This is a genomic window from Mameliella sp. MMSF_3455 (assembly GCF_030733205.1).
In the GTDB taxonomy this organism is placed as follows: Bacteria; Pseudomonadota; Alphaproteobacteria; order Rhodobacterales; family Rhodobacteraceae; genus Antarctobacter.
Genome location: NZ_JASHJL010000027.1, coordinates 20,187 through 44,718 on the forward strand (window position 1 = coordinate 20,187; position 24,532 = coordinate 44,718).

Here is a 24,532-nt window from a genome sequence, read left to right on the forward strand (position 1 = left end):
TGGCTTTAGGACCCATGCCGCAACCGTCTGACCGGAGCCTGCACCGCCAGGGTGTCCCCGTTGGCAAACGACAGGGTAAGCAAGACCGTGTTGCCCTCTGCCTGCATCGCGGCAGGATGCATCAGCATGACGTGCAGCCTGCCCGGGGCGAAGACGATACTCTGACCGGGGGCGATGTCGATCGCATCCACCGCCGACATGGTCGCCACGTCTCCCATGTCGTCGGAGCGGTGCAGATGTGCCATCGCGTATCCCTCGGCGCGGACCCCGATCAGGCGGCGCGTTTCGGTCCCGTCGTTGGTCAGCTGGAAATAGGCCGCATGGGCCATGACACCCGGCGGGGCCATTGGTACGAAGGCGCCCGATACCACCAGGTCGCCGGCAGAGGTAGGAAGGGGCATCATCAGCGCAAGGACAAGGACAGCAAGGGGTTTCATTGGTTCAGGCTCCTGCGGTAGGCGATCTGCAGACGGGCCAGGAATTCGGCGGTGGCGCCGGGGTCAAAAGGTGGCTGCAGCTTGGCCCGCAACGTGCCGTCCGGTGCGATCACCGAGACCGCGGAACTGTGCTGCACCTCGTAGTAGCCCGAGGCATCCGGTTTCATCAGGCGATAGAAACTGTCCGTCGCTTCGATCAGGGTGTCGATCTGGTCGCGCGTGCCGGTGAAGCCCCGGAAATCGGGGTGAAAATAGCGCGCATAATCACTGACCGTTCCGGCATCCCGTGCCGGATCGACAGAGACGAAGACCACCTGTGGAACATTGTCCGGCCGCACCCGCATCGAGGTCTCCGCCACCGCGGCCTCGAGGTTGCCCAGGGTGAAGGGACAGACATCGGGACAGGAGAGAAAGCCGAACATCACCAGCGTCCAGCGTCCGGTCAGGGCGACCTTGTCCAGGGTCTCGCCCATGTCATTGTCCAGATGAAAGGCGGGCAGGGCCACGGGTTCGTCCAGTTCGACGCCCTGGACCTGGGCCATCAGCGGCGCGGCGATCAGCGACAGGAGAATGGCAAGGCGTCTCATGCGTTCTGGCTTTCAAAGGACTTGCGGCTTTCGGCCTTGATTGTGGCAAGGCAGTGCTGGCGGGCCTGCATGTAGGCCGGGTCGGTGGCCATGTCGGTCGAGCGCGGGCGGGGCAGGTCGATGCGCACGTCCTCGATGATGCGCCCGGGGGCCGCGCTCATGATCAGGACGCGGTCGGCCAGGAACACCGCCTCGTCGACGTCGTGGGTGACGAAGACGACCGTGGTGCCGAACTTGCGCCAGATGTCCAGCAGGCTTTCCTGCATCATCAGGCGGGTCTGGGCATCGAGCGCGCCAAAGGGTTCGTCCATCAGCAGGACCGAGGGGTAATTTGCCAGTGCCCGTGCGATGCCGACCCGCTGCTGCATCCCGCCGGACAGTTCCGCCGGGTAGCGATCGCCGAATTTCTTCAGCCCCACGAGTTCCAGAAACGTGTTGGCGGTCGAGCCGGATTCGGTGCGGGAATGCCCGGCCATGCGGGGGCCGAAGGCCACGTTTTCATAGACCGTCTTCCATGGCAGCAGCGAATATTGCTGAAAGACCATGCCGCGATCCGGGCCAGGTTTGCGAACCTCCTTGCCGTCGACCAGAACCGCGCCTGTCGATGGCTCGACGTAGCCTGCGATGGCGTTCAGCAGCGTGGACTTGCCGCAGCCGGACGGCCCGAGGATGCAGACGAATTCGCCCGCCTCAATGGTGATGTCGGTGGTTTCGGTCGCACGGTAGGCCGATTTGCCCTTGCCGAAGGTGATCGAGACATCCTTGACCTCGATGCGCCCCTTGCCGATGTCGTCGCGTTGATGAGGGGCCTTGAATTTCAGGATATCAAGCATGGGCCGGGACTCCCTTTGACTGTTGTGCGGGGCGCGATTTGCGCCACGCGAGGTAGAGGATCAGCGCCGTCAGCAGGCCGAAGCCCAAGACCGACAGCAGCGGGCCGGAGCGTTCCAGCGCCAGCGAGGTCGTGGTGCCGAGGCCGAGCATCGCCAGGCCGACCACCCAGGACGGTGTGGCGCAGCAGACAACCCAGCTCATCGTCACGTTGGTCAGCGCCACGAGGAAGGCGCCCAGCCCGGTTGTCGCCCTGAGACCGTTCCGGGCGCCAGAAGCGCAGGCCGTCCGGTGCAAGAGCGAGAAGGCCAGCCCCACCAAGGCTCCGAGCAGGCACAGCACCAGCAGGCGCGAGGGCATGATGTTCAGGCTCCACTCGGAAATGCCGGTGCCGTAGTCGTAGTTCATGCGCCCGATCTCGATCAGCCACTCTTCGCGGATGATCCCGACCATGTCGCGCACCGATGGCGTGGAGCGGACGATGTGCAGCACGTTGCCGGGCCAGTCGTAGAAGGTGACGTAGTTGGGCCAGGCGCGGAACCGCAGCAAGAGCGCGGCGAACATCGCGACCTGGTGCAGCAGGGCAAAGAGGACTCCCCAGAGCAGCAGGTGCCGCCAGCGGCGCCGGGCCTCGTTGGCGATGATGGACAGGGGCGCCATCACCGCGTCCTCTTCTGCCAGGCCAGCATCGGCGCGGTCAGCAGCTTGACCGCCGCGGTCGAGCCGGTGCCAAGGAAACCGATCACCAGCATGCCGACGACGATGTCCTGGTAGTTGATCAGGCTGTAGGCGTTCCAGGTGAAATAACCGATGCCATATTGCCCCGAGATGATCTCTCCGGCCAGGAGCGAGAACCAGCTGACCCCCATGCCGATGGCCAGACCCGCCGCGATCGAGGGCAGGGCGGCCGGTATGACGACGTGCCGGAACACGTCCCAGCGCGAGGCGCCCAGTGATTGCGTGGCCCGCACCAGCACTTCGGGCGTCTGCTCGACCCCGTGCAGCGTGTTCAGAACGATGGGAAAGAGCGCGCCGAGGAAGGTGATGTAGATGATCGAGCTTTCCTCGGTCGGCCACATCAGGATCGCCAGCGGGATCCAGGCGACGGCGGGAATGGGGCGCACGACTTCGATGTAGGGCATGATCAGCGCGCGGGCGAGGTGCGAGCGGCCCATCACCAGGCCGATCCCGATGCCAAGGGCGCAGGCCAGTGAATAGCTGATCAGGATACGGCGCATCGAAACGCCGATATGGGTCCAGAAAATCCCGGTCTGCACATGCGCGACGAAGGCATCAAAGACGCGCCAGGGAGAAGGCACATTCTGGAAATTGATGTAGAAATCCACGTTGTTGGCGGTCAAGAGGTGCCAGGCCAGCACGCCCAGCGTCAATGACAGCGCGATCAGGCCGAGGTTGCCGAACTGCGCGGCACTGATCCGGGGCAGGCGAAGGGCTGGCCGGGACGCCGGTGGCGCGGGGCTGGCCGGGACTGCCGGTTCAGGCGTGGCGGTTTCGGGTGGGGTCTCTGTCGTCTTCAGCGCTTGGGACATGGCTGGCCTCCGGTGGAGCTTGCTGCACGCCCGGGGCGGGACCTCCGCCCCGGGCCTGATCAGGAGGGGAAGGGATCAGCCCTCGGTGGTGAAATCCGCGATGGCGGCGTCAAAGGTGATGACCTCGCCGGAATGGTTCGCGGCATGGGCCTCGGCCTCGCCCTTGCGCAGGAAGGTGGCGTAGTCCTCGCCCGCCTTGACCCAGAAGGCCGTCTTGCCAAAGAGCTTCAGCCCGGTCTCGCTGTCGTAGACATAGGTGGCGTTCAGCTTGGCCCCGGTGCCCTGCATCGCGGCCACGGCGGCAAGGAATTCGGGCATGGTCTCGTAGGTCGAGACTCCGTCACGCGCATGCCAGATCTCGGCCGGAAGCCCGGCATTGGCCTCTTTCGGGTCGACCGTCGCTGCCTTGTCGGCCTCGTAGTCCAGCCCCATGTCGGCATAGGCGGCCTTGATGTAGTCCTCGGTAATCCAGGCATCGAAATCCAGCGGCGGGATCGCTTTTTCGCGCACCAGGACACCGTGGTCGAACTTTAGCGCATCGACCCATTCGGTCTTGATCGTCGGGTCCAGCGTCAGGTGTCCGCCTTTGGAAAAGTAAAGGTACAGGACCTCCTTCTCGACCCCGGTCCAGGTTTCCATCTCGGTCACGGCGCGCATCGGGTCTTCGCGGATCCACTCACCGGCCTCGATCACGGCCTTCAAAAAGGCCTCGACGACCTCCGGATATTCTTCGGCAAAATCCTCGCGGACGACGACGCCATGCAGGTAGGGCACGCCGGCCTCGGATCCGTCGTAGATCTTGCGACCCGTGCCGCGGAATTCCATGATCTCGGACCAGGGGCAGAAATCGCTGTGCGCGTCGATCTTGCCGGCGGCGATATTTGCGGCCCCCACGGCGGGACTCTGGTTCTTGAGGACGTATTCACCGGCGGGCATGTCGTTGTCCTGCATCGCCTTGAGCAGCATGCCCCAGGCCGCCGAACCGACCGGAGTCGAGACCGATTTGCCGCGCAGCTGGTCGATGGAATAGATGTCGCTGTCGACCGGCACGACGATGGCGTTGCCCGAGCCCTTGAGGTTGTAGCCGGTGCCGGCAACATAGATCGACCGCAGGCTGTCGGTCTCCTGGAACTTGGCGCCGTTCACGATCAGGGGATAGTCGCCCATCACGCCGATGTTCAGCTTATTGGCCAGCATCTGGTTGGTGATCGGCCCGCCAGAGCTGTAATCGGACCAGGTGATGTCCCATTCCGCATCGGCATATGCGCCGTCGGTCGGCAGGTGTTTCTCCAGCAGGCCGAGTTCCTTGACGACGATGCCCGCCGTGTAGGTGTCGGTGCACATCGACTGGTGGCCGATCGCAATCGTGATCTCTTCGGCCCATGCCGCGAATGCGAAGCTGGCCAGGGCTGTACTCGTAAGGGTGGTCTTGAGGAAGGTCTTCATCACGTCTCTCCTGTGAGTTTCCGAGAAGTCGTCGATCGTTCCTCCAGCAGTATCCGGCCCTACAACGCCTCCTGTAAAAGGTCGCGGAGGGGCTTGAGGCCCGGATTCCGAAATTGCCCTGTTTTTGTGCTTGATTTGAGGTGCATGACTGCCAAGACGCCGAAATTCGGACCGGGGATTTGCGAATCGCGTATAAAATTATCGTTTTAAAGCAATTGGTTAGTTTGGAGATTTCCAGCGGAAAAGCCCCCCGGGGAGCAATGCCCGGGAGGATTAAAAATGCAGCGATTTCAGTAGGGGAGCGCGGTTTCAGGCGGCCATTCGCTCCAGCGCCCAACGCACGTTCTTGCGTACGTCCGGGTCGTTGTCGTCGGCATATTTCTTAAGGTACGAGGCCGTTGCCGGCACTGCGAGTTCGCCCAGAACGGCGGCGCATTCCTTGCGCAGGTTGGGCACGGGCAGGTCCATCATTGGCGCGATTTCCATCGCGGCCTCGGTTGCGCCCAGCTTGCCCAAAGAGCGCACGGCTTTCAGCCGCACCTGCCAGTAGTCATCCGACAATGCCCCGCGCAGCGCAGGGATGCAGGACACGCCGCCGGATTTCGCCAGCGTTTCCGCCGCCGCCTCGCGCACGATCCATTCCGGGTCGGTCAGGGCCGCGATCAGGGCCGACTGCGCGGCCTCTGACTGCGAGAACCCCATCGCCGCCAGCGCCGTGCGCCGCACGTTGACATCCGTATCATGCGCGGCCTCCTGAAGCGCGGGCAACGAGGTCTCATCCTGCAGCCAGCCGATCACGCCCACCGCCTGCGCCCGCACTCCGGGGGCCGCGTGTTTCAGCGCCGCGATGGCGGGCGACATGGCCTCTGGTCGGCGCAATTCCTTGATTCCGGCAAGGCAGGCGGTCAGCTTGACCTCGTCACCGTCGTCCAGGTGCGGCAGGATTGCATCCCCCGAGGTCGGATCCTTGAGTTCCGTCAGGGACACCGAGGCCGCGGCCACCACCGCGGGGTCAGGATCGTTCAGCGCAGAGACCAGCGCCGCGGCCACCTCTGGCCCGTCGAAATCGGTCAGCCCCTGCGCGGCCTGCTTGCGCACGCCGGCGTCCTCGTCCGCGATGGCGCGGGCCAGGTAGGGGATGGCCGCCGGATCGGCGCTGTCGGTCAGGTCGATCACCGCCATGATCCGCGCGCCGGGCACCGGATCGTCCAGTCCCTCAGCCAGGTCCGCGATGTCGTCGAAGTCTTCGAACAATCCGCTCATCTTGGTCCTCACTTCAGCAGGTAGGGAAGGTTCACGGTGACGGCGCCGGTCGGGCAGTCGGCCTCGCAGGGCATGCAGTACCAGCATTCGTCGTATTTCATGTAGGCCGTCTTGGATCCGTCCTCGGTCTCGGCGATGCGCAGCACGTCGAGCGGGCAGACATCCACGCAGACGGTGCAGCCCTTGTCGGCGATGCAGAGATCGGCATTCACGGTGACGGGGACGGTGGTCGCGGTCTGGGCGAGAGGCATCTGTCTGTCTCCTTCTGTTCGTTATTCCGCCGCGACCGAGGCACCGACGCGCTGGTTGTTGTAGGCGTCCTTCTCGTCTTCGGCGATTTCCACGATGTAGGGTTTCACTTCCTGCTTGCGGTGCGCGGGCTTGCCGTCGTCGCCCTTTGTCAGGATCGTGTGGCAGAACCAGTTCTCGTCATCGCGGTCGTATTCCACGCGGTTGTGATACAGACCCCAGCGGCTTTCGGTGCGGTAGAGCGAGGCGCTGGCCGCCATTTCGGCGCAATCCAAGATCGAAGAGGCCTCGAGCGCGCGCATCAGTTCGTGCGAGTCGCGGACGTACATGCCCTGTTCCATGTCCTCGCGGACTTCTTCGAAACGCTGCTGGGCCAGTTCCATCTTGGCCGTCACCTTGGGCGGTTGCAGATAGTCGTTCACCAGGCGGCGTGTCTTGTATTCGATCTGGTTGGGCGGGATGCCATCGTCGCGCTTGGTCGGGGCCAGGACGCGCGCGCGCTCCGCCTCCACCTCGGCCTCGTCATAGGCGGCAAAGTCGACGTCTGCGATGAAATCGGCCGCGTCCAGACCGGCAAAGGCGCCATTGGTAAAAGCCCCCAGCATGTAGTTGTGCGGCACGTTCGCCATGTCGCCCGCCGCGTAGAGGCCGGGGATCGTCGTCCGCGCATGTTCGTCGACAAAGACGCCGGAGGCGGAATGCCCCGAGCAGAAGCCGATTTCCGAGATATGCATCTCGATCATCTGCTTGCGGTAGTCGGTGCCGCGGCCCTTGTGGAAATGCCCGCGGGTCGGGCGTTCGACGATGTGCAGCACGCGCTCGATCTCGCTGATCGTTTCCTCCGCCAGGTGGTTGAGCTTGAGGTAGACCGGCCCCTTGCCGCCCTGCAGTTCGTCGTAGAATTCCTGCATCATCTGGCCCGACCAGTAGTCGCACTCGATAAAGCGTTCGCCCTGGGCGTTGGCGGTGTAGCCGCCCATCGGACCGGCGACATAGGCGCAGGCGGGACCGTTGTAGTCCTTGATCAGCGGGTTGATCTGGTAACATTCCAGGTTCGCCAGGCCCGCGCCTGCGTGATAGGCCATCGCATAGCCTTCGCCCGAATTCGACGCGTTCTCGTAGGTGCCATAGAGATAGCCCGAGGTCGGCAGGCCCAGCCGCCCGGCGGCGCCCAGCCCCATGATGACGGCCTTGGCCCGCACCACCAGGAATTCCGCCGTGCGCGTGTTGACGCAGACCGCGCCCGCGATGCGGCCCTCGCCGGTCAGCAGGCGGGTGGCCATGTAGCGGTTGACGATGTTGATGCGCGCCTTGCGCAGTTGGCGATAGAGCGCCTTCTTGACCGTGTCGCCGTTGGGCATCGGCAGGACGTAGGTGCCGATGTGGTGCACCTTCTTGACGTCGTATTCGCCGTTCTGGTCCTTCTGGAAACGGATGCCGAAATCATCCAGTTCCTGGATGATGCCATAGCATTCCGAGGCATATCGGTAGATCGCTGCCTGGTCGCAGATGCCGTCATTGGCGACGGTGATTTCCTTGGTGTACTGCTCGGGCGTGGCATAGCCCGGAATGACCGAGTTGTTCAGCCCGTCCATGCCCATCGAGATCGCGCCCGACCGTTTCACGTTGGCCTTGTCCAGCAGCACCACGTTGGCCTTGGGGTTCTTCTTCTTGGCCTTCAGCGCGGCCATCGGTCCGGCCGTGCCGCCGCCGATCACCAGGATGTCGCAGTCGATCTGGGTCAGACCGTCGAGAATCTCGTCCATGCCAGGGGCTCCTTGAATTCTGTGTCGGGATCAGCCTGCGCCGCAGTGCGGCAAGGGTTATGTCAATTAGTTGTCGTGGGCGTCGGAAAGTTCGCGCAGGTAGACGAAAGGAAAGATCGCCTTGTCGTGCCCGTCAGAGAACCAGAGGTTCACGCCGTAGCCGCCCGCCGGATGAATGCCGGTGATGGTCAGTCCGGGCGCCACGGTGACCGTGCCGGTGTCGATCATTTCCCGTTTTGTCCATGCATCACGGGCGTTTGCGCGCAATTCCTCGGCCGAAAGGCGGCTTTCCCTGCCGTCTTCCCAGGTCACCGTCAGGGTTTTTCCGCCGGCATCCGTCATCATCTGTTCGATCATCAGTCCACTCCTGTCGTGCAGGGGACAGGCTGCCGAAACGGGGGTTCGGGAAATAGCAATTAGTTGACGGACGAGGGTGCTGCGTTGCGGCAATCCAGAGAGGCATCAAAAAGGAACGCCCCCATGACCTATGTCGTCACAGACAATTGCATCGCCTGCAAATACACCGACTGCGTCGAGGTCTGCCCCGTGGATTGCTTTTACGAGGGCGAGAACATGCTGGTGATCGACCCCGAGGAATGCATCGACTGCGGTGTCTGCGAACCCGAGTGCCCCGCCGATGCGATCCGCGCCGATACCGAAGGCGGAATGGAGCAATGGGTGGCCTTCAACGCCAAGTACGCGGCGCTCTGGCCGGTGATCCTGGAGGCAAAGGAACCGCTGCCGACTGCCGATGAGATGGACGGCAAGCCGGACAAGCTGGCCAACCAGTTTTCCGAGAATCCCGCCACCGAAGCCGCCTGAGGAGACACGCCATGAACATCGCAACCCCTGCTAAAATCCTGCCCGACGCCCAGACGGTCACGGCAGTCAAGCACTGGAGTGACACGCTGTTTTCGTTCCGTGTCACCCGCCCGCGCAGCCTGCGTTTTCGTTCGGGCGAGTTCGTCATGATCGGACTGATGCAGACCGATGAGAAAACCGGGCGGGAAAAGCCGCTCTTGCGCGCCTATTCCATTGCCTCGCCTGCCTGGGATGACGAATTGGAGTTCTATTCGATCAAGGTGCCCGACGGTCCGCTGACCTCGCGCCTGCAAAGGATCGAGGCGGGCGACCAGATCATCCTGCGGCCCAAGCCGGTGGGGACGCTGGTGCTGGACGCGCTCTTGCCGGGCAAGCGGCTGTGGATGATCTGCACCGGCACAGGCATCGCGCCCTTTGCCTCGCTCCTGCGTGACCCCGAGACCTGGGAAAGTTATGATCAGGTGATCGTCGCCCATACCTGCCGCACAAGGGCCGAACTGGGCTATGGCGCTGAAATCGTTGCCGCCCTGCCGGAGGATCCGCTGATCGGGGAACTGGTTGGCGACAAGCTGCGGTATTATCCAACGACCACTCGCGACCCGTCCGACATCGAAGGCAGGATCAGTGATCACATCCGCGACGGGCGCGTCTTTGCAGCGCTGGACCTGCCGGCCTGGTCGCCGGAAGCGGACAGGGTGATGATCTGCGGCAACCTCGCGCTCAACAAGGACATCATCGGCCTGTGCGAGGCACACGGGCTGGAAGAAGGAGCCAATTCAGCGCCGCGTCATTTCGTGGTCGAGAAGGCGTTTCTGGACTGAGGGGCGGCATCGCGGCCGGGGCGGGGACGGCCCCGTTGCCCCGGTCCCGCGGCCTTGCAGAGCGCCGCGATGCCGGAAAATACGTTTCGGGTACCGAATTTCTGGGGGCTGCCCCCCTTCGTCAACAAAAAAAACTGAACTAAGCGGTTTGCTTTTTCTGGTCGTGTCGCCTACCTGCAGGCAGCCGGCTCCCTCTTTCGACAGAAAAAAGCACCATGCGCCATCTTGTTTCCGCTCTATCACTCATTGCCCTGATCCTTCCCATCGCCGTTGCGGCGCAGGAGCAGGCCGTTCCCGACACTCCGAAACCCGTCAAGCTGATGGAGCTTTCGTCGCGGCCGGTCGTGCAGCGCCGCCAGTTCTTCGGCCAGGTGACTGCGCGCCAGACTGTCGACCTCGCCTTTCAGGTTGGGGGGCAGCTCGAGATTCTCGATGCCGAAGAGGGTACATCCAAGCCCAAGGGCGAGCTGGTCGCGCAACTGGATATTTCCGGCTATGAAAGAGCCGTTGCCCAGGCGCAGGCGAATTACGACAAGGCACAGCGCGACGCGGAACGGCTTGAGAGCCTGAGCGGACAGGCGGTGTCCGCCGTCCAGGTCCGCGATGCCGAAACCCAGCTGCGCCTGGCCGAAATCGCGCTGGAAAGCGCGCAGGACGATCTGGAACACGCCACCCTGAAGGCGCCTTTCGACGCCCTTGTCGCGCGGCGGCTGGTCGCGAATTTCCAGACGGTCTCTCCCGGAACGCCGGTGGTCAGGCTGCACGATGTTTCGGAACTGCGCGTCGACATCCAGGTGCCGGAGGTTCTGTTCCGCCAGGCGGGTGTCAAGGCGGATGTAACCTTTGTTGCCCAGTTTCCTGGGGACAATGCGACCTACCCGCTGGAAATGCGGGAGTTCGAGACGGAAACATCCAGCGTGGGACAGACTTACCGGATCACCCTCGGCTTTGCCGAAAGCCCGGGCAACTTCGTCTTTCCCGGCGCGTCCGTGACCGTCTTTGCCACCCTTGAAGGTGCCGCGCCCGACGGCGTGATCCTGCCCGCCACGGCGCTTGTCTACGATGCGGCCGGCAAGGCCTCTGTCATGGTTTTCGACGATGGCACCGTGCGGCGCACCCCGGTCCGGATCGAACTGCACGACGACGGCAAGCTCTACATGACAGAGGGGCCCGCCGACGGGACGCAGATCGTGATGACCGGCGCATCGCAACTGCGCGACGGCCAGTCCGTGCGCCGCTTCACCCGGATCGGGGAGTAAGCCCATGTCCATCGCGCGCGCCTCCATCGACAAGGCGCTGATCACCTGGCTCCTCATGCTGGGCTGCCTTCTGGGCGGCATCTGGGGATTCTCGACGATCGGCCGCCTCGAAGACCCCGCCTTCACGATCAAGAACGCCATCATCATCACGCAATACCCCGGTGCCTCTGCCGAGCAGGTGGCGCGCGAGGTCTCGGAGCCCATCGAATCCGAGATCCAGAAGATGGGCGAGATCGACTTCATCACCTCGTCCAACAAGCCGGGCGTCAGCCGGATCTCGGTCAACATCGAATCCACCTACGACGGCTCCGAACTGCCCGCCATCTGGACCAAGCTGCGCAACCGGGTCGAGGATGCCCGGCGCAACCTGCCGCCCGAAGCGGGGCAGCCCATCGTCAACGACACCTTCGGCGACGTGTTCGGCGTCTTCTACGCGGTGACGGCGCCGGGGTTCACGGATGCCGAGGTGCACGAGATCTCGGAATACCTGCGGCGCGAGCTGCTGGCGGTGGACGGGGTGGCCGACGTGGCTGTGGCCGGGCTGCCATCCGAGGCGATCTACGTCGATGCGCGCACCTCCATCGTGACCAACCTGGGGATCGCGCCGGACAGCATCGGTGCGGCCTTGTCCAGCACCGACACGCGCACCCCGGCGGGCAGCGTGTCCTACCCGGCGCAGGACGTTCGCCTGCAGGCGCCCGGCGGCAGCGATACGGTTCTGGACATCGCCAACCTCACCATCGGTGTCGGCGGTGACGTGATCGATCTTCTGGACATCGCGACGGTCACGCGGTCGCGCGTCACGGACCCGACAGAGATCATCCGCTTTCAGGGGCAGGAAGCCTTCACGCTGGGGGTCGCGGGCAAGGCCGATCTGAACATCGTCGAAGTCGGCAAGAGCGTGGATGCGCGGCTGGCCGAGATCATGCGCGATGTGCCCGCCGGGGTGGAACTGCACCCGATCTATCAACAGCATGTCGTGGTCGACGAGGCCTCGAACGCCTTTCTGCTGAACCTTGCGATGTCCGTGGCCATCGTGGTGGTCGTGCTGGCGCTCTTCATGGGGTGGCGGGCGGCCGTGGTCGTCGGCGCCACGCTGCTGCTGACCGTCGTGGGGACGGTTTTCCTCATGGCGATCTTCGGGATCGAGATGGAGCGGATTTCGCTGGGGGCGCTGATCATCGCGATGGGGATGCTGGTGGACAACGCCATCGTCGTGGCCGAGGGCATGCAGGGCGACATGGCCAAGGGCAAAACCGCCCGCGCTGCCGCCGAGGATGTCGCCAGCAAGACCCAGACCCCGCTGTTGGGCGCGACCGTGATCGGCATCATGGCCTTTGCCGGCATCGGCCTGTCGCCCGACGCGACCGGGGAATTCCTGTTCTCGCTGTTTGCGGTGATCGGGATTTCGTTGCTGCTGTCGTGGGTTCTGGCCATCACGGCGACGCCGCTTCTGGCGCATTACTTCTTCAAGGTCGGGGCCGGTGACGACGGCGACCACTACGGCGGGCCGCTTTTCCGGGCCTACCGCGCGGTCCTGTCCGCGGCGCTGACCCTGCGTCACCTGGTGATCCTGGCGCTGATCGGCGTGACGGTCCTGTGTTACATCGGCTTTGGTCAGGTCAAGCAGCAGTTCTTTCCGGACTCGAACACGCCGCTGTTCTACGTCCATTACAAGCTGCCCCAGGGGTCCAGCATCCATCAGGTGTCGGACGACATGACCCTGTTGGAAAACTGGCTGGCGGAACGTGACGACGTGACCTCGGTGGCGACGTTCATCGGCGGTGGCGCGACGCGTTTCATGCTGACCTATGCCCCCGAAGAGGCGCTGCCGACCTATGGTCACCTGATCATCCGGGCCGAAAGCCTGGAACAGATCCCGCAATTGCGGGCCGATCTGGAAACCTTTGGCCGCAGCACGCTGACCTCGGGTGAATTCCGCACCGAGCGGCTGGCCTTCGGTCCCGGCGGTGGGGCGCCCATCGCAGCGCGGTTCTCGGGGCCGGATCCGGTGGTGCTGCGCCAGTTGGCGGAACAGGCGGAAACCGTGCTGAGGGGCGCCTCCGACCAGTTGCAGGACCTGCGGACGGACTGGCGCGAACGGGAACTGGTGATCGTGCCGCGCTTTGCCGATGAACGGGCCAAGGCTGCGGGCGTCACCCGCGAGGCCCTGGCGCAGGCGCTGACGCTTGGCACCGACGGTCTGCAGGTCGGCTATTACCGTGAGGCCGACCGTCTGATCCCGATCATCATGCGCACCGACACGGCGCAAAGCGAAGGCGCGGGCCATCTTGTCGACCTGCCGGTCTATTCGGCGGCGGCGGGCACCTATATTCCCGTTGCGCAGATCACCGACGGTTTCGCCTGGGAAGCCCAGAACACCTTCCTGGTGCGGCGTGACCGGGTGCCGACGATTTCTGTCCAGGCGGGGGTGCCCGCGGGGGTGAACGCCTCCAGCGTCTTTGCCCAGGTGCGTGACGCGGTCGAAGCCATCGAACTGCCCGAAGGCTATATCCTTGAATGGGGCGGCGAATACGAAAGCTCGACCGAGGCGCAATCCTCGCTGGGCAAGCAGTTGCCGCTGTCCCTGATCATCATGGTGCTGATTTCCGTCCTGTTGTTCGGAACCATCCGCCAGCCTGTCATCATCTGGCTGCTGGTGCCGATGAGCGTGAACGGCGTTGCGCTGGGCCTGCTGGGGACGGGCTTGCCGTTCTCCTTCACCGCGCTTTTGGGCCTGCTCAGCCTGTCGGGCATGCTGATCAAGAACGGCATCGTCCTGGTCGAGGAAATCGACCTGGTCCGGGCCGAGGGCGTGCCATTCCGAAAGGCGGTGCTGGATGCCTCCACATCGCGTCTGCGGCCCGTGGTTCTGGCTGCGGCGACGACGATCCTGGGCATGATACCGCTGCTGTCGGATGCCTTCTTTGCCTCGATGGCGGTGACGATCATGGGCGGCCTCGGCTTTGCCTCTGTCCTGACCCTGGTCGCGGCACCGGTGTTCTACTACAGCTTCTTCCCCCGCGCGCGCAAAGCCGACGCGCGGGCCCGGAAAGAGGCAAAAGCGGCGGCCGCCTGAGGCCGCCGCCCGGCGCGGGCACGGGGGACTCGACCCCGGCCCGAAAAAGCGTGATCCTGTTGCGACCCCCTGCCGGGCACGGCAAGGAGGGAAAACAAGAAACGACAGAGGCCGGAACATGAGCAGACAGAAATTTGCGATCTTTGGCGCCCTTTTGCTTGCCGCCAGTTGCAGCGCCGTCACGGGAGGGCGCACCGTGGTCAAAGGCGCGGGCCCAGACGAACTGCTGAAGCTGCGTTATGGGCCGGGGCTGGGCTACAAGGTCAAACTGGGCCTGCCGGACGGCACCGAGCTTGTACGCCGCGATTGCGTGACCGAAATGGGCCAGCTCTGGTGCCGGGTCTCGCTGGCCGACGCACCTGCCGTGACGGGCTATGTCTCGGCCGATTACCTGTCGGCCCCCTGATCCGACCCAGCGGAAAACCGCGATCTTGGCCGAACGCGGCGATGTCTCTTGGCGAGGCTCGCGCGCTTGGCTAAGACGGCGTACCGCAGACCTGGAGGACGCAAGTGAGCAACACCGCCGACCGCATCGCCCGCACCATCGCCACCGAGATCGCCGCCAGCGCGGCACAGGTCACCGCAGCGGTCGGGCTGCTGGACGAAGGGGCGACGGTGCCTTTCGTCGCCCGTTACCGCAAGGAGGTGACAGGGGGGCTGGACGACACACAGCTGCGCACCCTGGCCGACCGCCTGACCTACCTGCGCGAGATGGAGGCGCGGCGCGCCACGATCCTCGAGTCGATCAAGGGGCAGGGCAAGCTGACCGATGACCTTGCCCGCGCCATCGCGCAGGCCGACACCAAGGCGACGCTGGAAGACATCTATCTTCCCTACAAGCCCAAGCGCCGCACCAAGGCGATGATCGCCCGCGAAAACGGGCTGGAACCGCTCTTGCGCGCGATCGAGGAAAACCGCGGTGCGGACCCGGCCAAGCTGGCCGAGGGATATACCGGTGAGGCGGTAGAGACGGTCAAGGCCGCGCTGGAAGGCGCGCGCGACATCCTGGCCGAAGAACTCACCGAGAACGCCGACCTGCTGGGGCGGCTGCGCGACTACATGATGCGCGAGGCGGTCATCACCGCGCGCGTGCAGCCGGGCAAGGAAGAGGCCGGCGCCAAGTTCAGCGACTACTTCGATCACCGCGAAAGCTGGGCCAAGATCCCGGGCCACCGGGCGCTGGCCATTCTGCGCGCGGCCAAGGAAGAGGTGGTGACAATCGAGATCGCGCCAGAGGGCGAAGAGGGCGCGACCCGCGCCGTCGGCATCGTCTGCACCGCCATCGGCATTCCCGGCGACGGGCCGGGCGACCAATGGCTGCGCGAGGCGGCGGGCTGGACATGGCGCGTCAAGCTGTCTCTGTCGATGTACGTCGATCTGCTGACCGACCTGCGTCGCCGCGCGCACGAAGAGGCGATCGGCGTCTTTGCCCGCAACCTCAAGGATCTGCTGCTGGCAGCGCCCGCCGGCAATCGCCCGACCCTGGGATTGGACCCGGGCATCCGGACGGGGGTCAAGGCGGCAGTGGTCGATGCCACTGGCAAGCTGGTCGAGACGGCGACCCTGTACCCATTTCAGCCGCGCATGGACCTGCGCGGGGCGCAGGAGGCAATCCTGCGCATGGTGAAAAGGCACGGGGTCGAGCTGATCGCCATCGGCAACGGCACCGCCAGCCGCGAGACAGAGCGCATGGTGGCCGACACGCTGAAACTGGTCGAAGGAAAGAAACCCACCAAGGTTGTGGTTTCCGAGGCCGGGGCTTCCGTCTACTCGGCCTCTGAACTGGCGGCGAAAGAGTTTCCCGATCTGGACGTCTCCCTGCGCGGGGCGGTGTCCATCGCGCGGCGCCTTCAGGATCCGCTGGCCGAGCTGGTCAAGATCACACCGGAAAGTATCGGCGTCGGCCAGTACCAGCACGACGTCGACCAGCGCCGCCTGGCGCAGGCGCTGGAAGCGGTGGTCGAGGATGCGGTGAACGCCGTGGGCGTCGATCTGAACATCGCCTCGGCGCCCTTGCTTGCGCATGTTGCCGGACTGGGCCCGCGCCTGGCAGAGGCCATCGTGGCGCATCGCGATGCGACGGGGGCTTTTCCGTCACGCAAGGCGCTGCTCAAGGTGTCCGGCCTTGGTCCCAAAGCCTTCGAGCAATGCGCCGGTTTCCTGCGCATCCGCGAGGGCGACGAGCCGCTGGATGCCTCTTCGGTCCATCCCGAAGCCTACGATGTGGCGCGCCGGATCGTGTCGGCCTGTGGTCGGGACATCCGTTCGATCATGGGCCAGCCTGCCGCGCTGCGCGGTCTGCGGGCCGAGGATTTCGTCGATGACAGGTTCGGCCTGCCGACGGTGCGGGACATCCTGTCGGAACTGGAAAAACCGGGCCGTGACCCGCGCCCCGAGTTCAAGACCGCCAGCTTTGCCGACGGGGTCGAGGACATCAAGGATCTCAAGCCGGGCATGATGCTGGAAGGAACGGTGACGAACGTCGCGGCCTTCGGCGCCTTTGTGGACGTTGGCGTCCACCAGGATGGTCTGGTGCACGTCAGCCAACTGGCCGACCGCTTCGTCAAGGACCCGCACGAGGTGGTCAAGGCCGGTGACGTCGTCCGCGTGCGGGTAACGGAAGTGGATATTCCGCGCAAGCGGATCGGCCTGTCGATGCGCAAGGACGGAGGCGATCGCCAGACCTCGGGTCGCGACTCCGGGCCGAAGGGCAAGACGGCCGGTGCCGGTGGCAAGGGACGCCCGCCCAAGCAGGGGGGGCGTCATGGGGGCGGCCAGTCGGGCGGCCAGTCGGGCGGTCAATCCGGGGGCAAGTCCGGCGGGCAGGGCGCTCTGGGCGATGCCTTGATGGCGGCGATGAAGAAGAAATAAGGGCAAGGGGGCGGCAAGTATCGCCCCTTCGCCTGTCTAAATCGCGTGCCATCCCGGTCGCCATCCCCGTCACTCCGGTTGTGCGGCGGCCCGCTTGCGAACATCCGCGCGATCCTGTCGGCATCGAAGCCGGCGAGACCGGCCCCTAGGGTGGCCGCGACCGAGGGATGGCAGGCCAAGGTCCGCGCGTCGATGGTTCGGCTGGAGGTCAAGGATCCTGCCCTGACGGCGGGTGGCTTCGGGAGCGGCCAAGTGGCGGTGATTTGCGTGCCGGGCCAGCTTGGTTTCCGCTGGCGCGATTGCGGCTAACTCCCTCGACCCCTGTGAGACAGTGGCTGAGGGGGCGCGATGGCCGGAATAACGTCTGAAATCGCAACCGTGAAGACGCTGCAAGACAGCGACCTGTCGCGATACATCCAGCTTGCCAGACAGTTTCGTCAGCGGAGCGTGGGAGGTGGGTTAGAAGGTTCCCACGGTCTAGGAATTGACCGATGGATGTGGCGCGGCGCCGATCACGACCTGCCAGTCGCGGGGCATCCTCGAAAAGGAGGGCCCGATCGAGCGCTACGGGGCCATGGGCACCTTTGTCGTAAAACACCCCAAGCGCGACCTCTGGTGCGAGGTCAAGACCGACTGGACTGACCCGCCGATCGCGCGGGACAAAGTGGTGACCAAGGTCCTGGACGATCAGCGGGGCGCGCAACTGCCCCGCCACGACGGCGAAAGACCTACCGGCCTCTCATGCGCAGGCACGGCCGCGACGACCTGTCCGCTGGCCGATGTCTACGTCGAGGAACGCCCCTGCAACCTGATCCCGTAAGAGACTTACACCATGGCCATACGTCCGGTAGCGGATCTGCCGGGCCAGACGGTGGTGAATGCAAGCCAGATCGTCACCATCGGGGTGGCGGACCCGGAAACCGCCTCTCCGTCGAACATCTCGATCGGCGTCCCGATTGCCCGCGTGCCGCGGACGGCGGTCAACCGGAACGGCGCCATCTTCCTGCTGGCCAACGTGATCTACCCGGGGCGACAGGATGAAGATCGAGGTCAAGTTGCGGTGGGGCGGGACCGGCCCCTTCGGCTCCGGCAGATCGAGCGCGCCCCGGAACCGGCAGTCCGGTTCGGGGCGCATCTGTTTCCCGTGATTTCAGGCGATCACGGGTCCAGGCGGACCGCCCCGTGGCTGGCGTTGGCCACCAGCGAGGCATAGGCCCTGAGCGCGCGGCTGACCTTGCGCTTGCGCGGCTTGGCGGGCTTCCAGGCGACGTCTCCCTTGGCCTCCATCTCGGCGCGGCGCGATGCCAGCTCCTCGTCGCTGAGCGCCACGTTGATCGTCCGGTTGGGGATGTCGATCTCGATCATGTCGCCTTCGACCAGCAGGCCGATGTTGCCGCCTTCGGCGGCTTCGGGCGAGACGTGACCGATCGACAGACCGGAGGTGCCGCCAGAGAAACGGCCGTCTGTGATCAGGGCGCAGGCCTTGCCCAGCTTCATGGATTTCAGGTAGCTGGTCGGGTAGAGCATTTCCTGCATCCCCGGCCCGCCGCGCGGGCCTTCGTAGCGGATGATGACCACGTCACCGGCCTGGATGTCCTTGCCGAGAATACGGTTCACCGCCTCGTCCTGGCTTTCGCAGACCTTGGCCGGCCCGCTGAATTTCAGGATGTTGTCGTCCACGCCCGCGGTTTTCACCACGCAGCCTTCCTGCGCGATGTTGCCGAACAGAACGGCCAATCCGCCGTCCTGGCTGAAGGCGTGTTCCTGGGACCGGATGACGCCGTTTTCGCGGTCCGTGTCGAGGCTGCGATAGCGGCTGGCCTGGCTGAAGGCCTCGGTGGTGCGCACGCCGCCCGGCGCGGCGCTGAACAGTTCGTGCACCTTGTTGTCCTGTGTGCGCGCGATATCCCACCGGTCGATGGCCTCGCCGATGGTGGGCACATGCACGGTCGAGACGTCGCGGTTGATCAGCCCGGCATCGTCAAGCTGCCCGAGGATGCCGAAGATGCCGCCGGCGCGGTGCACGTCTTCCATGTGCACATCGCCCACGGCCGGGGCGACCTTGCAGAGGCAGGGGGTCACGCGGCTCAGCTTGTCCATGTCGTCCAGGGTGAAATCGACCTCGGCCTCGCGGGCGATGGCCAGCAGATGCAGGACGGTGTTCGTCGAACCGCCCATCGCGATGTCCAGCGTCATGGCGTTCTGAAAGGCGGCGTGGGTGGCGATGCCGCGCGGCGTGACCGAACGGTCGCCGCCCTCGTAGTGACGCTTGGCCAGGTCAACGATCCGGCGCCCGGCCTCGAGGAACAGAGCCTTGCGGTCGGCGTGGGTGGCCAGGGTCGAGCCGTTGCCGGGCAGGGCAAGACCCAAGGCCTCGGCCAGGCAGTTCATCGAATTGGCGGTGAACATGCCGGAGCAGGACCCGCAGGTCGGGCAGGCGTTGACCTCGAAGGCATTGACCTGTTCGTCGCTCAGGTCGGGGTTCGCCGCCTGCACCATCGCGTCCACCAGGTCGACCGCGATGTCCTTGCCGTCGACATTGACCTTGCCGGCCTCCATCGGGCCGCCGGAGACGAAGATCGCCGGGATATCGACACGCATGGCCGCCATCAGCATGCCGGGCGTGATCTTGTCGCAGTTGGAAATGCAGATCATGGCATCCGCGCAATGCGCGTTGACCATGTATTCCACGCTGTCGGCGATGATCTCGCGCGACGGCAACGAGTAGAGCATCCCGTCGTGGCCCATCGCGATGCCATCGTCCACGGCGATGGTATTGAATTCCTTGGCGACGCCGCCCGCCGCCTCGACCTCGCGGGCGACCATCTGGCCGAGATCCTTGAGGTGGACGTGGCCGGGCACGAACTGGGTAAAGGAATTCACGATGGCGATGATCGGCTTGCCGAAGTCGCCATCCTTCATCCCAGTGGCGCGCCACAGGGCCCGGGCGCCGGCCATGTTGCGTCCGGAAGTCGATGTCTTGGAGCGATAGGGTATCATGCTGTCCTTCCCGCGCGATGAAACGTTGCCGGTTCTCTTATTCCGGAAATTCCGGGAAGGCCATCGCGCAACATTCTGTTTGGCCGCGAGCCGGAGCAATCGGGCTCGCGGTCATCTGTGTCGAACCTGCCGGGCACTGGAACAAGGGAACTGTCCAGCTCTTGAAGTCGGAGTTCATCAGGCGCGCATTGCTTTCCCCGAAGTGGCGCTGCGGGCAAGGAGGAAGCTCCAGTTGGCAGCCGGACCATCGAACCGCCGTCTGGCGTCCCTGCCGTCTCGATGATCAGCCCATCGGCTGTACGGGGCACAACGGAAGGGCCCGCTCGGTGACGACGACAAGGAGGCCGCCCGGTCAGCGCCGCGTCGGTTTACCTTGGTGTCGGTCAGTCGGTCGCCCTCGGCACCCGTCCTGTCAGAACCGCGTCCGTATGTTCGGCAAGCGGGGGGCGTCCGCGTGGAGTTGAAGTCCACCTTCGAAAAACAGCGCCAGGACCGGCCCGCCTTGGTGGCGCATGGCATGCTGCTGAACGCCACAGCGGAATGAGCGGGCATATTTCGCGATTAGAGGTATACAGCCGGCCCGCAAGGGTATAATGGGCTAGGCTTGCCTTTGCCGGTCGGCACGGGCCGACCGCGCAACTGCGCCCCAAATGTCCAGACTGATTCCAAACATGATCCAGGCCCTCGCCGATGCGCTGTCCGAGCGCGGCTACGAAACTTTGACCGCCGTTCAGGAGGCTGTCACCAATCCCGACCTCAAGGACAAGGACCTGCTGGTCTCGGCCCAGACCGGATCCGGCAAGACGGTGGGCTTTGGCCTTGCCATCGCGCCGACCCTTCTGGGCGAAGCTGAGGCAATGGGACCGGCGGCGGCGCCTTTGGCCTTGATCGTCGCGCCGACGCGCGAACTGGCACTGCAGGTGATGCGCGAACTTGGCTGGCTCTACGCCAAGGCGGGCGCGCGGGTGACGACCTGTATCGGCGGCATGGACATGCGTGACGAACGCCGCGCGCTGGACCGGGGGGCGCATATCGTCGTCGGCACGCCCGGGCGCTTGCGTGACCACATCCAGCGCGGCTCGCTGGACATGAGCGGCCTGCGTGCCATCGTGCTGGACGAGGCGGACGAGATGCTGGACCTCGGCTTTCGCGAGGACCTGGAATTCATGTTGGGCGAGGCGCCAGAGGACAAGCGCACCTTGCTGTTTTCGGCCACCGTGCCGCCGATGATCGCCAAGCTGGCCCAGCAGTATCAGCGCGATGCCGTCCGGGTGACCACGCTGACCGGCGACACACAACACGCCGACATCGCCTACCAGGCGCTGCGCGTGGCCCAGCAGGACGCGGAAAACGCCATCATCAACCTTCTGCGCTTTCACGACGCGCAGAACGCCATCGTCTTTGCCAACACGCGGGCGATGGTGAACCGGCTCACCGCGCGCCTGACGAACCGGGGGTTTTCCGTCGTGGCCCTGTCCGGCGAGCTGAGCCAGAACGAACGCACGCATGCCCTGCAGGCCATGCGGGACGGGCGCGCGCGCGTCTGCGTGGCAACCGACGTCGCCGCTCGGGGCATCGACCTGCCCAAGCTGGAGCTGGTGATCCACGCCGAACTGCCCTCGAACGCCGAGGGGCTGTTGCACCGCTCCGGGCGCACGGGGCGGGCCGGGCGCAAGGGGATTTCCGCCCTGATCGTACCGCCGAAAGTCACCAAGAAAGCAGAACGCCTGCTGAAATTCGCCAAGATCGAGGCCGACTGGATCTTTCCGCCCTCCGCTGATGACATCCTGCGCAAGGACGAGGAACGCTTGTTGGCCGATCCCGTCTGGGAGGCAGAGACCACCCCCGAGCAGGCAGCTTTCGCCGCGCGTTTGCTGGACCTTCACGGGCCGGAAAAGATCGCTGCAGCCTACCTGGCGCTGCACCGCGCACGCCTGTCCGCACCCGAGGACCTGGCGGACCCCGACGCGCGCCCCGAGCGCAAGGAGCGCAAGCCCTTCGGCCCCAGCACATGGTTTGCGCTGTCGGTCGGGCGGGGCGACCGGGCCGAACCGCGCTGGCTGTTGCCGCTCTTGTGCCGCGTGGGCAATCTCGACAAGGATGCCATCGGTGCGATCCGTATCCAGCAGTCGGAAAGCTATGTCGAACTGGCCGAGGCCAGCGTTCCGGGGTTCCTGACTGCGATTGGCGAAGGAGCGGAACTGCAGGAGGGCGTGACGGTCCGCAAACTGGACAGCGCGCCGGAGTTCACCTCTGCCCCGCGCAAGCCGGGGCCCGCCGGGCGCAAGCCCGACCGCCCGCAAGGCCACAAGAAACCGGCCCGGCCGGACGACCGTCCAAAGGCCAAGCCGCGCCCGGAGCCGAAGGCAGAGGCGCCGGTTGCCCCGACTACCGAGGCGCCAGCAGCGGTGTCGTCCGAGGCTCCGGCCGCGCGCAAACCGAGGCGCCCTGAAGGTGAGGCCCACAAGGAACGGCGTCCCGGCAAGCCCGCAGCCAGCAAGGATGGCCCCGGCAAGCCCAAGGGGAAATACGCGGCGAAATCCGAAGGCAGGCCCGCAGGCAAACCGAGCGGCAAGCCAGGGGGCAAAGCCTTTGGCAAGCCGGGTGGGTCAGGTCCGAAAGGGCGCGGCGCCAAACCCGAAGGCGCTCCGCGCAAACCTGGAGCGCCCAAGGCGCATGCCTCGGACACGTCCAGGCGTTTCACGCCTCCGGGCGCGTCTGGCAAGCCGGGCAAGCCGCGTACGGGTGCTGCCGGGAAAGGGCCGGGCAAGCCTCGCAAGGGGGCGGGCGGCAACGAGCCGCCCCGGCGCGGCTGAGCCGCTAGCCAAGCTCCATCGTTGCAATGGCCTGCAGGGTCGGGCCGGGCGAGGGGGGCGTGCCGCGGTACATGCGGGCGGTCGCAAAGCTTTCCTCGAAGCCCATGCCCTGCAGCCTCTGGCCCAGACCAGTGGGGGCATCGGGTGTGTCGATGATGACGCGTGTCCGCTTCAGCGCCGAGGCGCCTTGCCGTGCCAAGGTCAGCGCCTCTTCGGTCGTCGGGGCCACAATCGGGCCGATTTTGCAGCCGTCCCGGCATAGGCGCGCGGTTGCAAATCCGGTGACGCCCCGCGAAGTCCGCAGCAAGACCGTTTTTCGGCTGTCCGACTGCGCTGTCCATTCCGCAAGGAAGGCGGGGCGGTCATAGCCGTTGGCCGCCCTGTCCAGGTGCCGAATGACATCCAGATCGGTGGCCGTGGCAAGGACCGGTGATGTATCGCTGGGGGCCAAGCTGCCTTCGAAGCGCCGGGTGCGCCCGGCCAGCACGAAGCCGGACTTGGCATAGTTCGCCTCTTGCGCAGGCACACCGTCCAGCCCGACGGTGCGTGCCCCGGCATGGGGCAGCGCGTGTGTCCACAGCGCGTAGCCGATTCCCCGCCCACGATATTCCGGCAGGCAGATGTAGAGCCCAAGGAAGGCCACCTGCGGCGAATGGTTGGCGACGGAAATCGCGGCAACGGGTTGGCTGTCGGCCTCTGCCACGAAGAACCCCTCGGGGTCTGCGGCGTGAAATGCCCGGGCATCCGCCAGCCCCGGGTTCCACCCCTCGGCAGCGGCCCAATCCAGCATCAGCCCGATTTCATCCAGCGTAGCGGTTCGGCAAATCGGCTGTGTCATCTCTTCAGGGCCTCGCGCAGGGAAGTGGGCGGTTGCGTGACATTGCGCAGGTCCAGCGAAGCCACGAGATCCAGAAGGTGACTTTTCATCAACTGCTCGGCCAGGGCGCCGTCCCTGTTGGCAAAGGCGTCCAGCAGTGCGTGATGCGCCTGCGTTTCGCACAGGGCGGCCCGACGCCGCCAATAGAGCGCGATGATGAGGGACGAGCGTGAAATCAGCTCTGATATAAAGCCCTGGACCGTGGTCTGATCCGCGATGCGCGCGATCTCGACGTGGAATTGCCCGGACAGGAACAGGGCGCGACCATTCTCTCCGGCGTCGAGCGCCTCGTGCTCGCTGGCGATGTTGCTGCGCAAAAGCGAGAGGTCCTCGTCCGTCATCCGCTCTGCCGCCGAATGCGCGGTGCGCGGTTCCAGCAGCGCGCGCGCCTCGAATACCTCGCGCGCGTCGCGCACGGTTGGTTGCGCGACAAAGGCGCCCCGGTTGCGTTTGAGCTCGACCAGTCGGCGGTGTGACAGCGCGAGCAGGGCGGCACGGACGATGGTGCGACTGATGCCATAGGCCTCGGCCAGTTCATCTTCGCCCAGCTTGGTCCCCGGGGGCAGCCTGTGTTCATGAATCGCGTGTTCCAGATCCGCGGCCACCGTGTCGCTGGTCCAATGCTTCGTTTCAAACTTGTTCATGTCACTCTGAGCCAAAGACCAACTATCTGCTTCCGTTATTCCGATTCGGCGGTCCGGGGACAAGCGCGTGCGGGGGGACGCAGACCTGCACGCAGGATTGTATACGAACTTGAGTTCATTTTTGCGCACGACGATGCCGCAGATGCTCAAATTTTGCCCGATCCGCGTTTCGTCCTGTTTCTGCGGTCGAAAACACTCCCCAGTCCGGGTCCGA

Annotated in this window: 22 protein-coding genes; 9 read left to right on the forward strand and 13 right to left on the reverse strand. The window is 65.1% G+C overall.

From position 1 onward, the window contains the following. Positions 1-5 precede the first annotated feature (5 nt). From RBB42_RS18255 to RBB42_RS18300, 10 genes are all read right to left on the reverse strand, one after another. On the reverse strand, positions 6-437 hold the full coding sequence (locus tag RBB42_RS18255; protein ID WP_305971017.1) for a copper chaperone PCu(A)C: 432 nt from the start codon (positions 435-437) through the stop codon (positions 6-8). Next, the gene (locus RBB42_RS18260) at positions 434-1,024 is read right to left on the reverse strand and encodes an SCO family protein (protein ID WP_305971016.1); all 591 of its coding nucleotides are present in this window, start codon (positions 1,022-1,024) and stop codon (positions 434-436) included. Before RBB42_RS18260 ends, RBB42_RS18255 begins: the two co-directional genes overlap by 4 nt. Continuing rightward, positions 1,021-1,857 carry an ABC transporter ATP-binding protein gene (locus tag RBB42_RS18265; RefSeq protein ID WP_305971015.1) on the reverse strand — a complete coding sequence of 279 codons (837 nt, stop codon included), beginning with the start codon at positions 1,855-1,857 and terminating at the stop codon, positions 1,021-1,023. The genes RBB42_RS18260 and RBB42_RS18265 overlap by 4 nt, the downstream gene beginning before the upstream one ends. Next, a complete protein-coding gene (locus RBB42_RS18270; protein WP_305971014.1) occupies positions 1,850-2,515 on the reverse strand; it encodes a hypothetical protein in 666 nt (221 codons plus the stop codon). Before RBB42_RS18270 ends, RBB42_RS18265 begins: the two co-directional genes overlap by 8 nt. Further along, entirely contained in the window at positions 2,515-3,405 is an 891-nt protein-coding gene (locus RBB42_RS18275) for an ABC transporter permease (RefSeq protein WP_305971013.1), read from the reverse strand. The genes RBB42_RS18270 and RBB42_RS18275 overlap by 1 nt, the downstream gene beginning before the upstream one ends. Before the next feature lie 75 nt (positions 3,406-3,480). Next, positions 3,481-4,851, reverse strand: coding sequence for an ABC transporter substrate-binding protein (locus tag RBB42_RS18280; protein WP_305971012.1), 1,371 nt, complete (start codon positions 4,849-4,851; stop codon positions 3,481-3,483). A gap of 309 nt (positions 4,852-5,160) precedes the next feature. Further along, complete coding sequence (locus RBB42_RS18285; protein WP_305971011.1) at positions 5,161-6,114, reverse strand: HEAT repeat domain-containing protein; 954 nt, start codon at positions 6,112-6,114, stop codon at positions 5,161-5,163. Positions 6,115-6,122: 8 nt separating this feature from the next. Continuing rightward, positions 6,123-6,365, reverse strand: a complete 243-nt coding sequence (locus tag RBB42_RS18290; RefSeq protein WP_043144807.1) for a 4Fe-4S dicluster domain-containing protein — start codon at positions 6,363-6,365, stop codon at positions 6,123-6,125. Positions 6,366-6,386: 21 nt separating this feature from the next. After that, complete coding sequence (locus RBB42_RS18295; RefSeq protein WP_305971010.1) at positions 6,387-8,129, reverse strand: fumarate reductase/succinate dehydrogenase flavoprotein subunit; 1,743 nt, start codon at positions 8,127-8,129, stop codon at positions 6,387-6,389. Between the two features lie 66 nt (positions 8,130-8,195). Next, positions 8,196-8,486: a DUF971 domain-containing protein gene (locus tag RBB42_RS18300; protein WP_305971009.1), complete on the reverse strand. Its 291-nt coding sequence runs from the start codon at positions 8,484-8,486 to the stop codon at positions 8,196-8,198. A gap of 123 nt (positions 8,487-8,609) precedes the next feature. Here RBB42_RS18300 and fdxA point away from each other — a divergent pair, with 123 nt between their 5' ends. From fdxA to RBB42_RS18340, 8 genes are all read left to right on the forward strand, one after another. After that, positions 8,610-8,951 carry a ferredoxin FdxA gene (gene fdxA, locus RBB42_RS18305; RefSeq protein ID WP_305971008.1) on the forward strand — a complete coding sequence of 114 codons (342 nt, stop codon included), beginning with the start codon at positions 8,610-8,612 and terminating at the stop codon, positions 8,949-8,951. A gap of 11 nt (positions 8,952-8,962) precedes the next feature. After that, positions 8,963-9,772, forward strand: a complete 810-nt coding sequence (locus RBB42_RS18310; RefSeq protein ID WP_305971007.1) for a ferredoxin--NADP reductase — start codon at positions 8,963-8,965, stop codon at positions 9,770-9,772. Positions 9,773-9,987: 215 nt separating this feature from the next. Beyond that, positions 9,988-11,031, forward strand: coding sequence for an efflux RND transporter periplasmic adaptor subunit (locus RBB42_RS18315; RefSeq protein ID WP_305971006.1), 1,044 nt, complete (start codon positions 9,988-9,990; stop codon positions 11,029-11,031). A gap of 4 nt (positions 11,032-11,035) precedes the next feature. Beyond that, on the forward strand, positions 11,036-14,110 hold the full coding sequence (locus RBB42_RS18320) for an efflux RND transporter permease subunit (protein ID WP_305971005.1): 3,075 nt from the start codon (positions 11,036-11,038) through the stop codon (positions 14,108-14,110). A gap of 118 nt (positions 14,111-14,228) precedes the next feature. Then, complete coding sequence (locus RBB42_RS18325; RefSeq protein WP_305971004.1) at positions 14,229-14,516, forward strand: SH3 domain-containing protein; 288 nt, start codon at positions 14,229-14,231, stop codon at positions 14,514-14,516. Between the two features lie 104 nt (positions 14,517-14,620). Continuing rightward, positions 14,621-16,981 carry a Tex family protein gene (locus RBB42_RS18330; protein ID WP_305971003.1) on the forward strand — a complete coding sequence of 787 codons (2,361 nt, stop codon included), beginning with the start codon at positions 14,621-14,623 and terminating at the stop codon, positions 16,979-16,981. A gap of 484 nt (positions 16,982-17,465) precedes the next feature. Next, on the forward strand, positions 17,466-17,801 hold the full coding sequence (locus tag RBB42_RS18335; RefSeq protein WP_305971002.1) for a hypothetical protein: 336 nt from the start codon (positions 17,466-17,468) through the stop codon (positions 17,799-17,801). A gap of 12 nt (positions 17,802-17,813) precedes the next feature. After that, positions 17,814-18,194, forward strand: coding sequence for a GntR family transcriptional regulator (locus RBB42_RS18340; protein ID WP_305971001.1), 381 nt, complete (start codon positions 17,814-17,816; stop codon positions 18,192-18,194). On the opposite strand, the gene ilvD is transcribed toward RBB42_RS18340, so the two are convergent. Continuing rightward, entirely contained in the window at positions 18,140-19,981 is a 1,842-nt protein-coding gene (ilvD, locus tag RBB42_RS18345; protein ID WP_305971000.1) for a dihydroxy-acid dehydratase, read from the reverse strand. The genes RBB42_RS18340 and ilvD overlap by 55 nt on opposite strands. Positions 19,982-20,652: 671 nt before the next feature. On the opposite strand from ilvD, the gene RBB42_RS18350 reads away from it, so the two are divergent. Beyond that, positions 20,653-22,797 (forward strand): DEAD/DEAH box helicase, encoded by a 2,145-nt coding sequence (locus RBB42_RS18350; RefSeq protein ID WP_305970999.1) that lies wholly within the window; start codon positions 20,653-20,655, stop codon positions 22,795-22,797. 4 nt (positions 22,798-22,801) lie between these two features. Here the strand turns inward: RBB42_RS18350 and RBB42_RS18355 are convergent, their stop codons facing one another. After that, positions 22,802-23,635, reverse strand: coding sequence for a GNAT family N-acetyltransferase (locus RBB42_RS18355; RefSeq protein ID WP_305970998.1), 834 nt, complete (start codon positions 23,633-23,635; stop codon positions 22,802-22,804). Further along, a complete protein-coding gene (locus RBB42_RS18360; protein ID WP_305970997.1) occupies positions 23,632-24,318 on the reverse strand; it encodes a GntR family transcriptional regulator in 687 nt (228 codons plus the stop codon). Before RBB42_RS18360 ends, RBB42_RS18355 begins: the two co-directional genes overlap by 4 nt. Positions 24,319-24,532 lie beyond the last annotated feature (214 nt).

Excerpts from the sequence above, each read along its gene's own strand:
- RBB42_RS18255 (WP_305971017.1), bottom strand. The coding sequence starts at position 437 with ATGAAACCCCTTGCTGTCCTTGTCCTTGCGCTGATGATGCCCCTTCCT.
- RBB42_RS18260 (WP_305971016.1), bottom strand. The coding sequence starts at position 1,024 with ATGAGACGCCTTGCCATTCTCCTGTCGCTGATCGCCGCGCCGCTGATG.
- RBB42_RS18265 (WP_305971015.1), bottom strand. The coding sequence starts at position 1,857 with ATGCTTGATATCCTGAAATTCAAGGCCCCTCATCAACGCGACGACATC.
- RBB42_RS18270 (WP_305971014.1), bottom strand. The coding sequence starts at position 2,515 with ATGGCGCCCCTGTCCATCATCGCCAACGAGGCCCGGCGCCGCTGGCGG.
- RBB42_RS18275 (WP_305971013.1), bottom strand. The coding sequence starts at position 3,405 with ATGTCCCAAGCGCTGAAGACGACAGAGACCCCACCCGAAACCGCCACG.
- RBB42_RS18280 (WP_305971012.1), bottom strand. The coding sequence starts at position 4,851 with ATGAAGACCTTCCTCAAGACCACCCTTACGAGTACAGCCCTGGCCAGC.
- RBB42_RS18285 (WP_305971011.1), bottom strand. The coding sequence starts at position 6,114 with ATGAGCGGATTGTTCGAAGACTTCGACGACATCGCGGACCTGGCTGAG.
- RBB42_RS18290 (WP_043144807.1), bottom strand. The coding sequence starts at position 6,365 with ATGCCTCTCGCCCAGACCGCGACCACCGTCCCCGTCACCGTGAATGCC.
- RBB42_RS18295 (WP_305971010.1), bottom strand. The coding sequence starts at position 8,129 with ATGGACGAGATTCTCGACGGTCTGACCCAGATCGACTGCGACATCCTG.
- RBB42_RS18300 (WP_305971009.1), bottom strand. The coding sequence starts at position 8,486 with ATGATCGAACAGATGATGACGGATGCCGGCGGAAAAACCCTGACGGTG.
- fdxA (WP_305971008.1), top strand. The coding sequence starts at position 8,610 with ATGACCTATGTCGTCACAGACAATTGCATCGCCTGCAAATACACCGAC.
- RBB42_RS18310 (WP_305971007.1), top strand. The coding sequence starts at position 8,963 with ATGAACATCGCAACCCCTGCTAAAATCCTGCCCGACGCCCAGACGGTC.
- RBB42_RS18315 (WP_305971006.1), top strand. The coding sequence starts at position 9,988 with ATGCGCCATCTTGTTTCCGCTCTATCACTCATTGCCCTGATCCTTCCC.
- RBB42_RS18320 (WP_305971005.1), top strand. The coding sequence starts at position 11,036 with ATGTCCATCGCGCGCGCCTCCATCGACAAGGCGCTGATCACCTGGCTC.
- RBB42_RS18325 (WP_305971004.1), top strand. The coding sequence starts at position 14,229 with ATGAGCAGACAGAAATTTGCGATCTTTGGCGCCCTTTTGCTTGCCGCC.
- RBB42_RS18340 (WP_305971001.1), top strand. The coding sequence starts at position 17,814 with ATGGCCATACGTCCGGTAGCGGATCTGCCGGGCCAGACGGTGGTGAAT.
- ilvD (WP_305971000.1), bottom strand. The coding sequence starts at position 19,981 with ATGATACCCTATCGCTCCAAGACATCGACTTCCGGACGCAACATGGCC.
- RBB42_RS18350 (WP_305970999.1), top strand. The coding sequence starts at position 20,653 with ATGATCCAGGCCCTCGCCGATGCGCTGTCCGAGCGCGGCTACGAAACT.
- RBB42_RS18355 (WP_305970998.1), bottom strand. The coding sequence starts at position 23,635 with ATGACACAGCCGATTTGCCGAACCGCTACGCTGGATGAAATCGGGCTG.
- RBB42_RS18360 (WP_305970997.1), bottom strand. The coding sequence starts at position 24,318 with ATGAACAAGTTTGAAACGAAGCATTGGACCAGCGACACGGTGGCCGCG.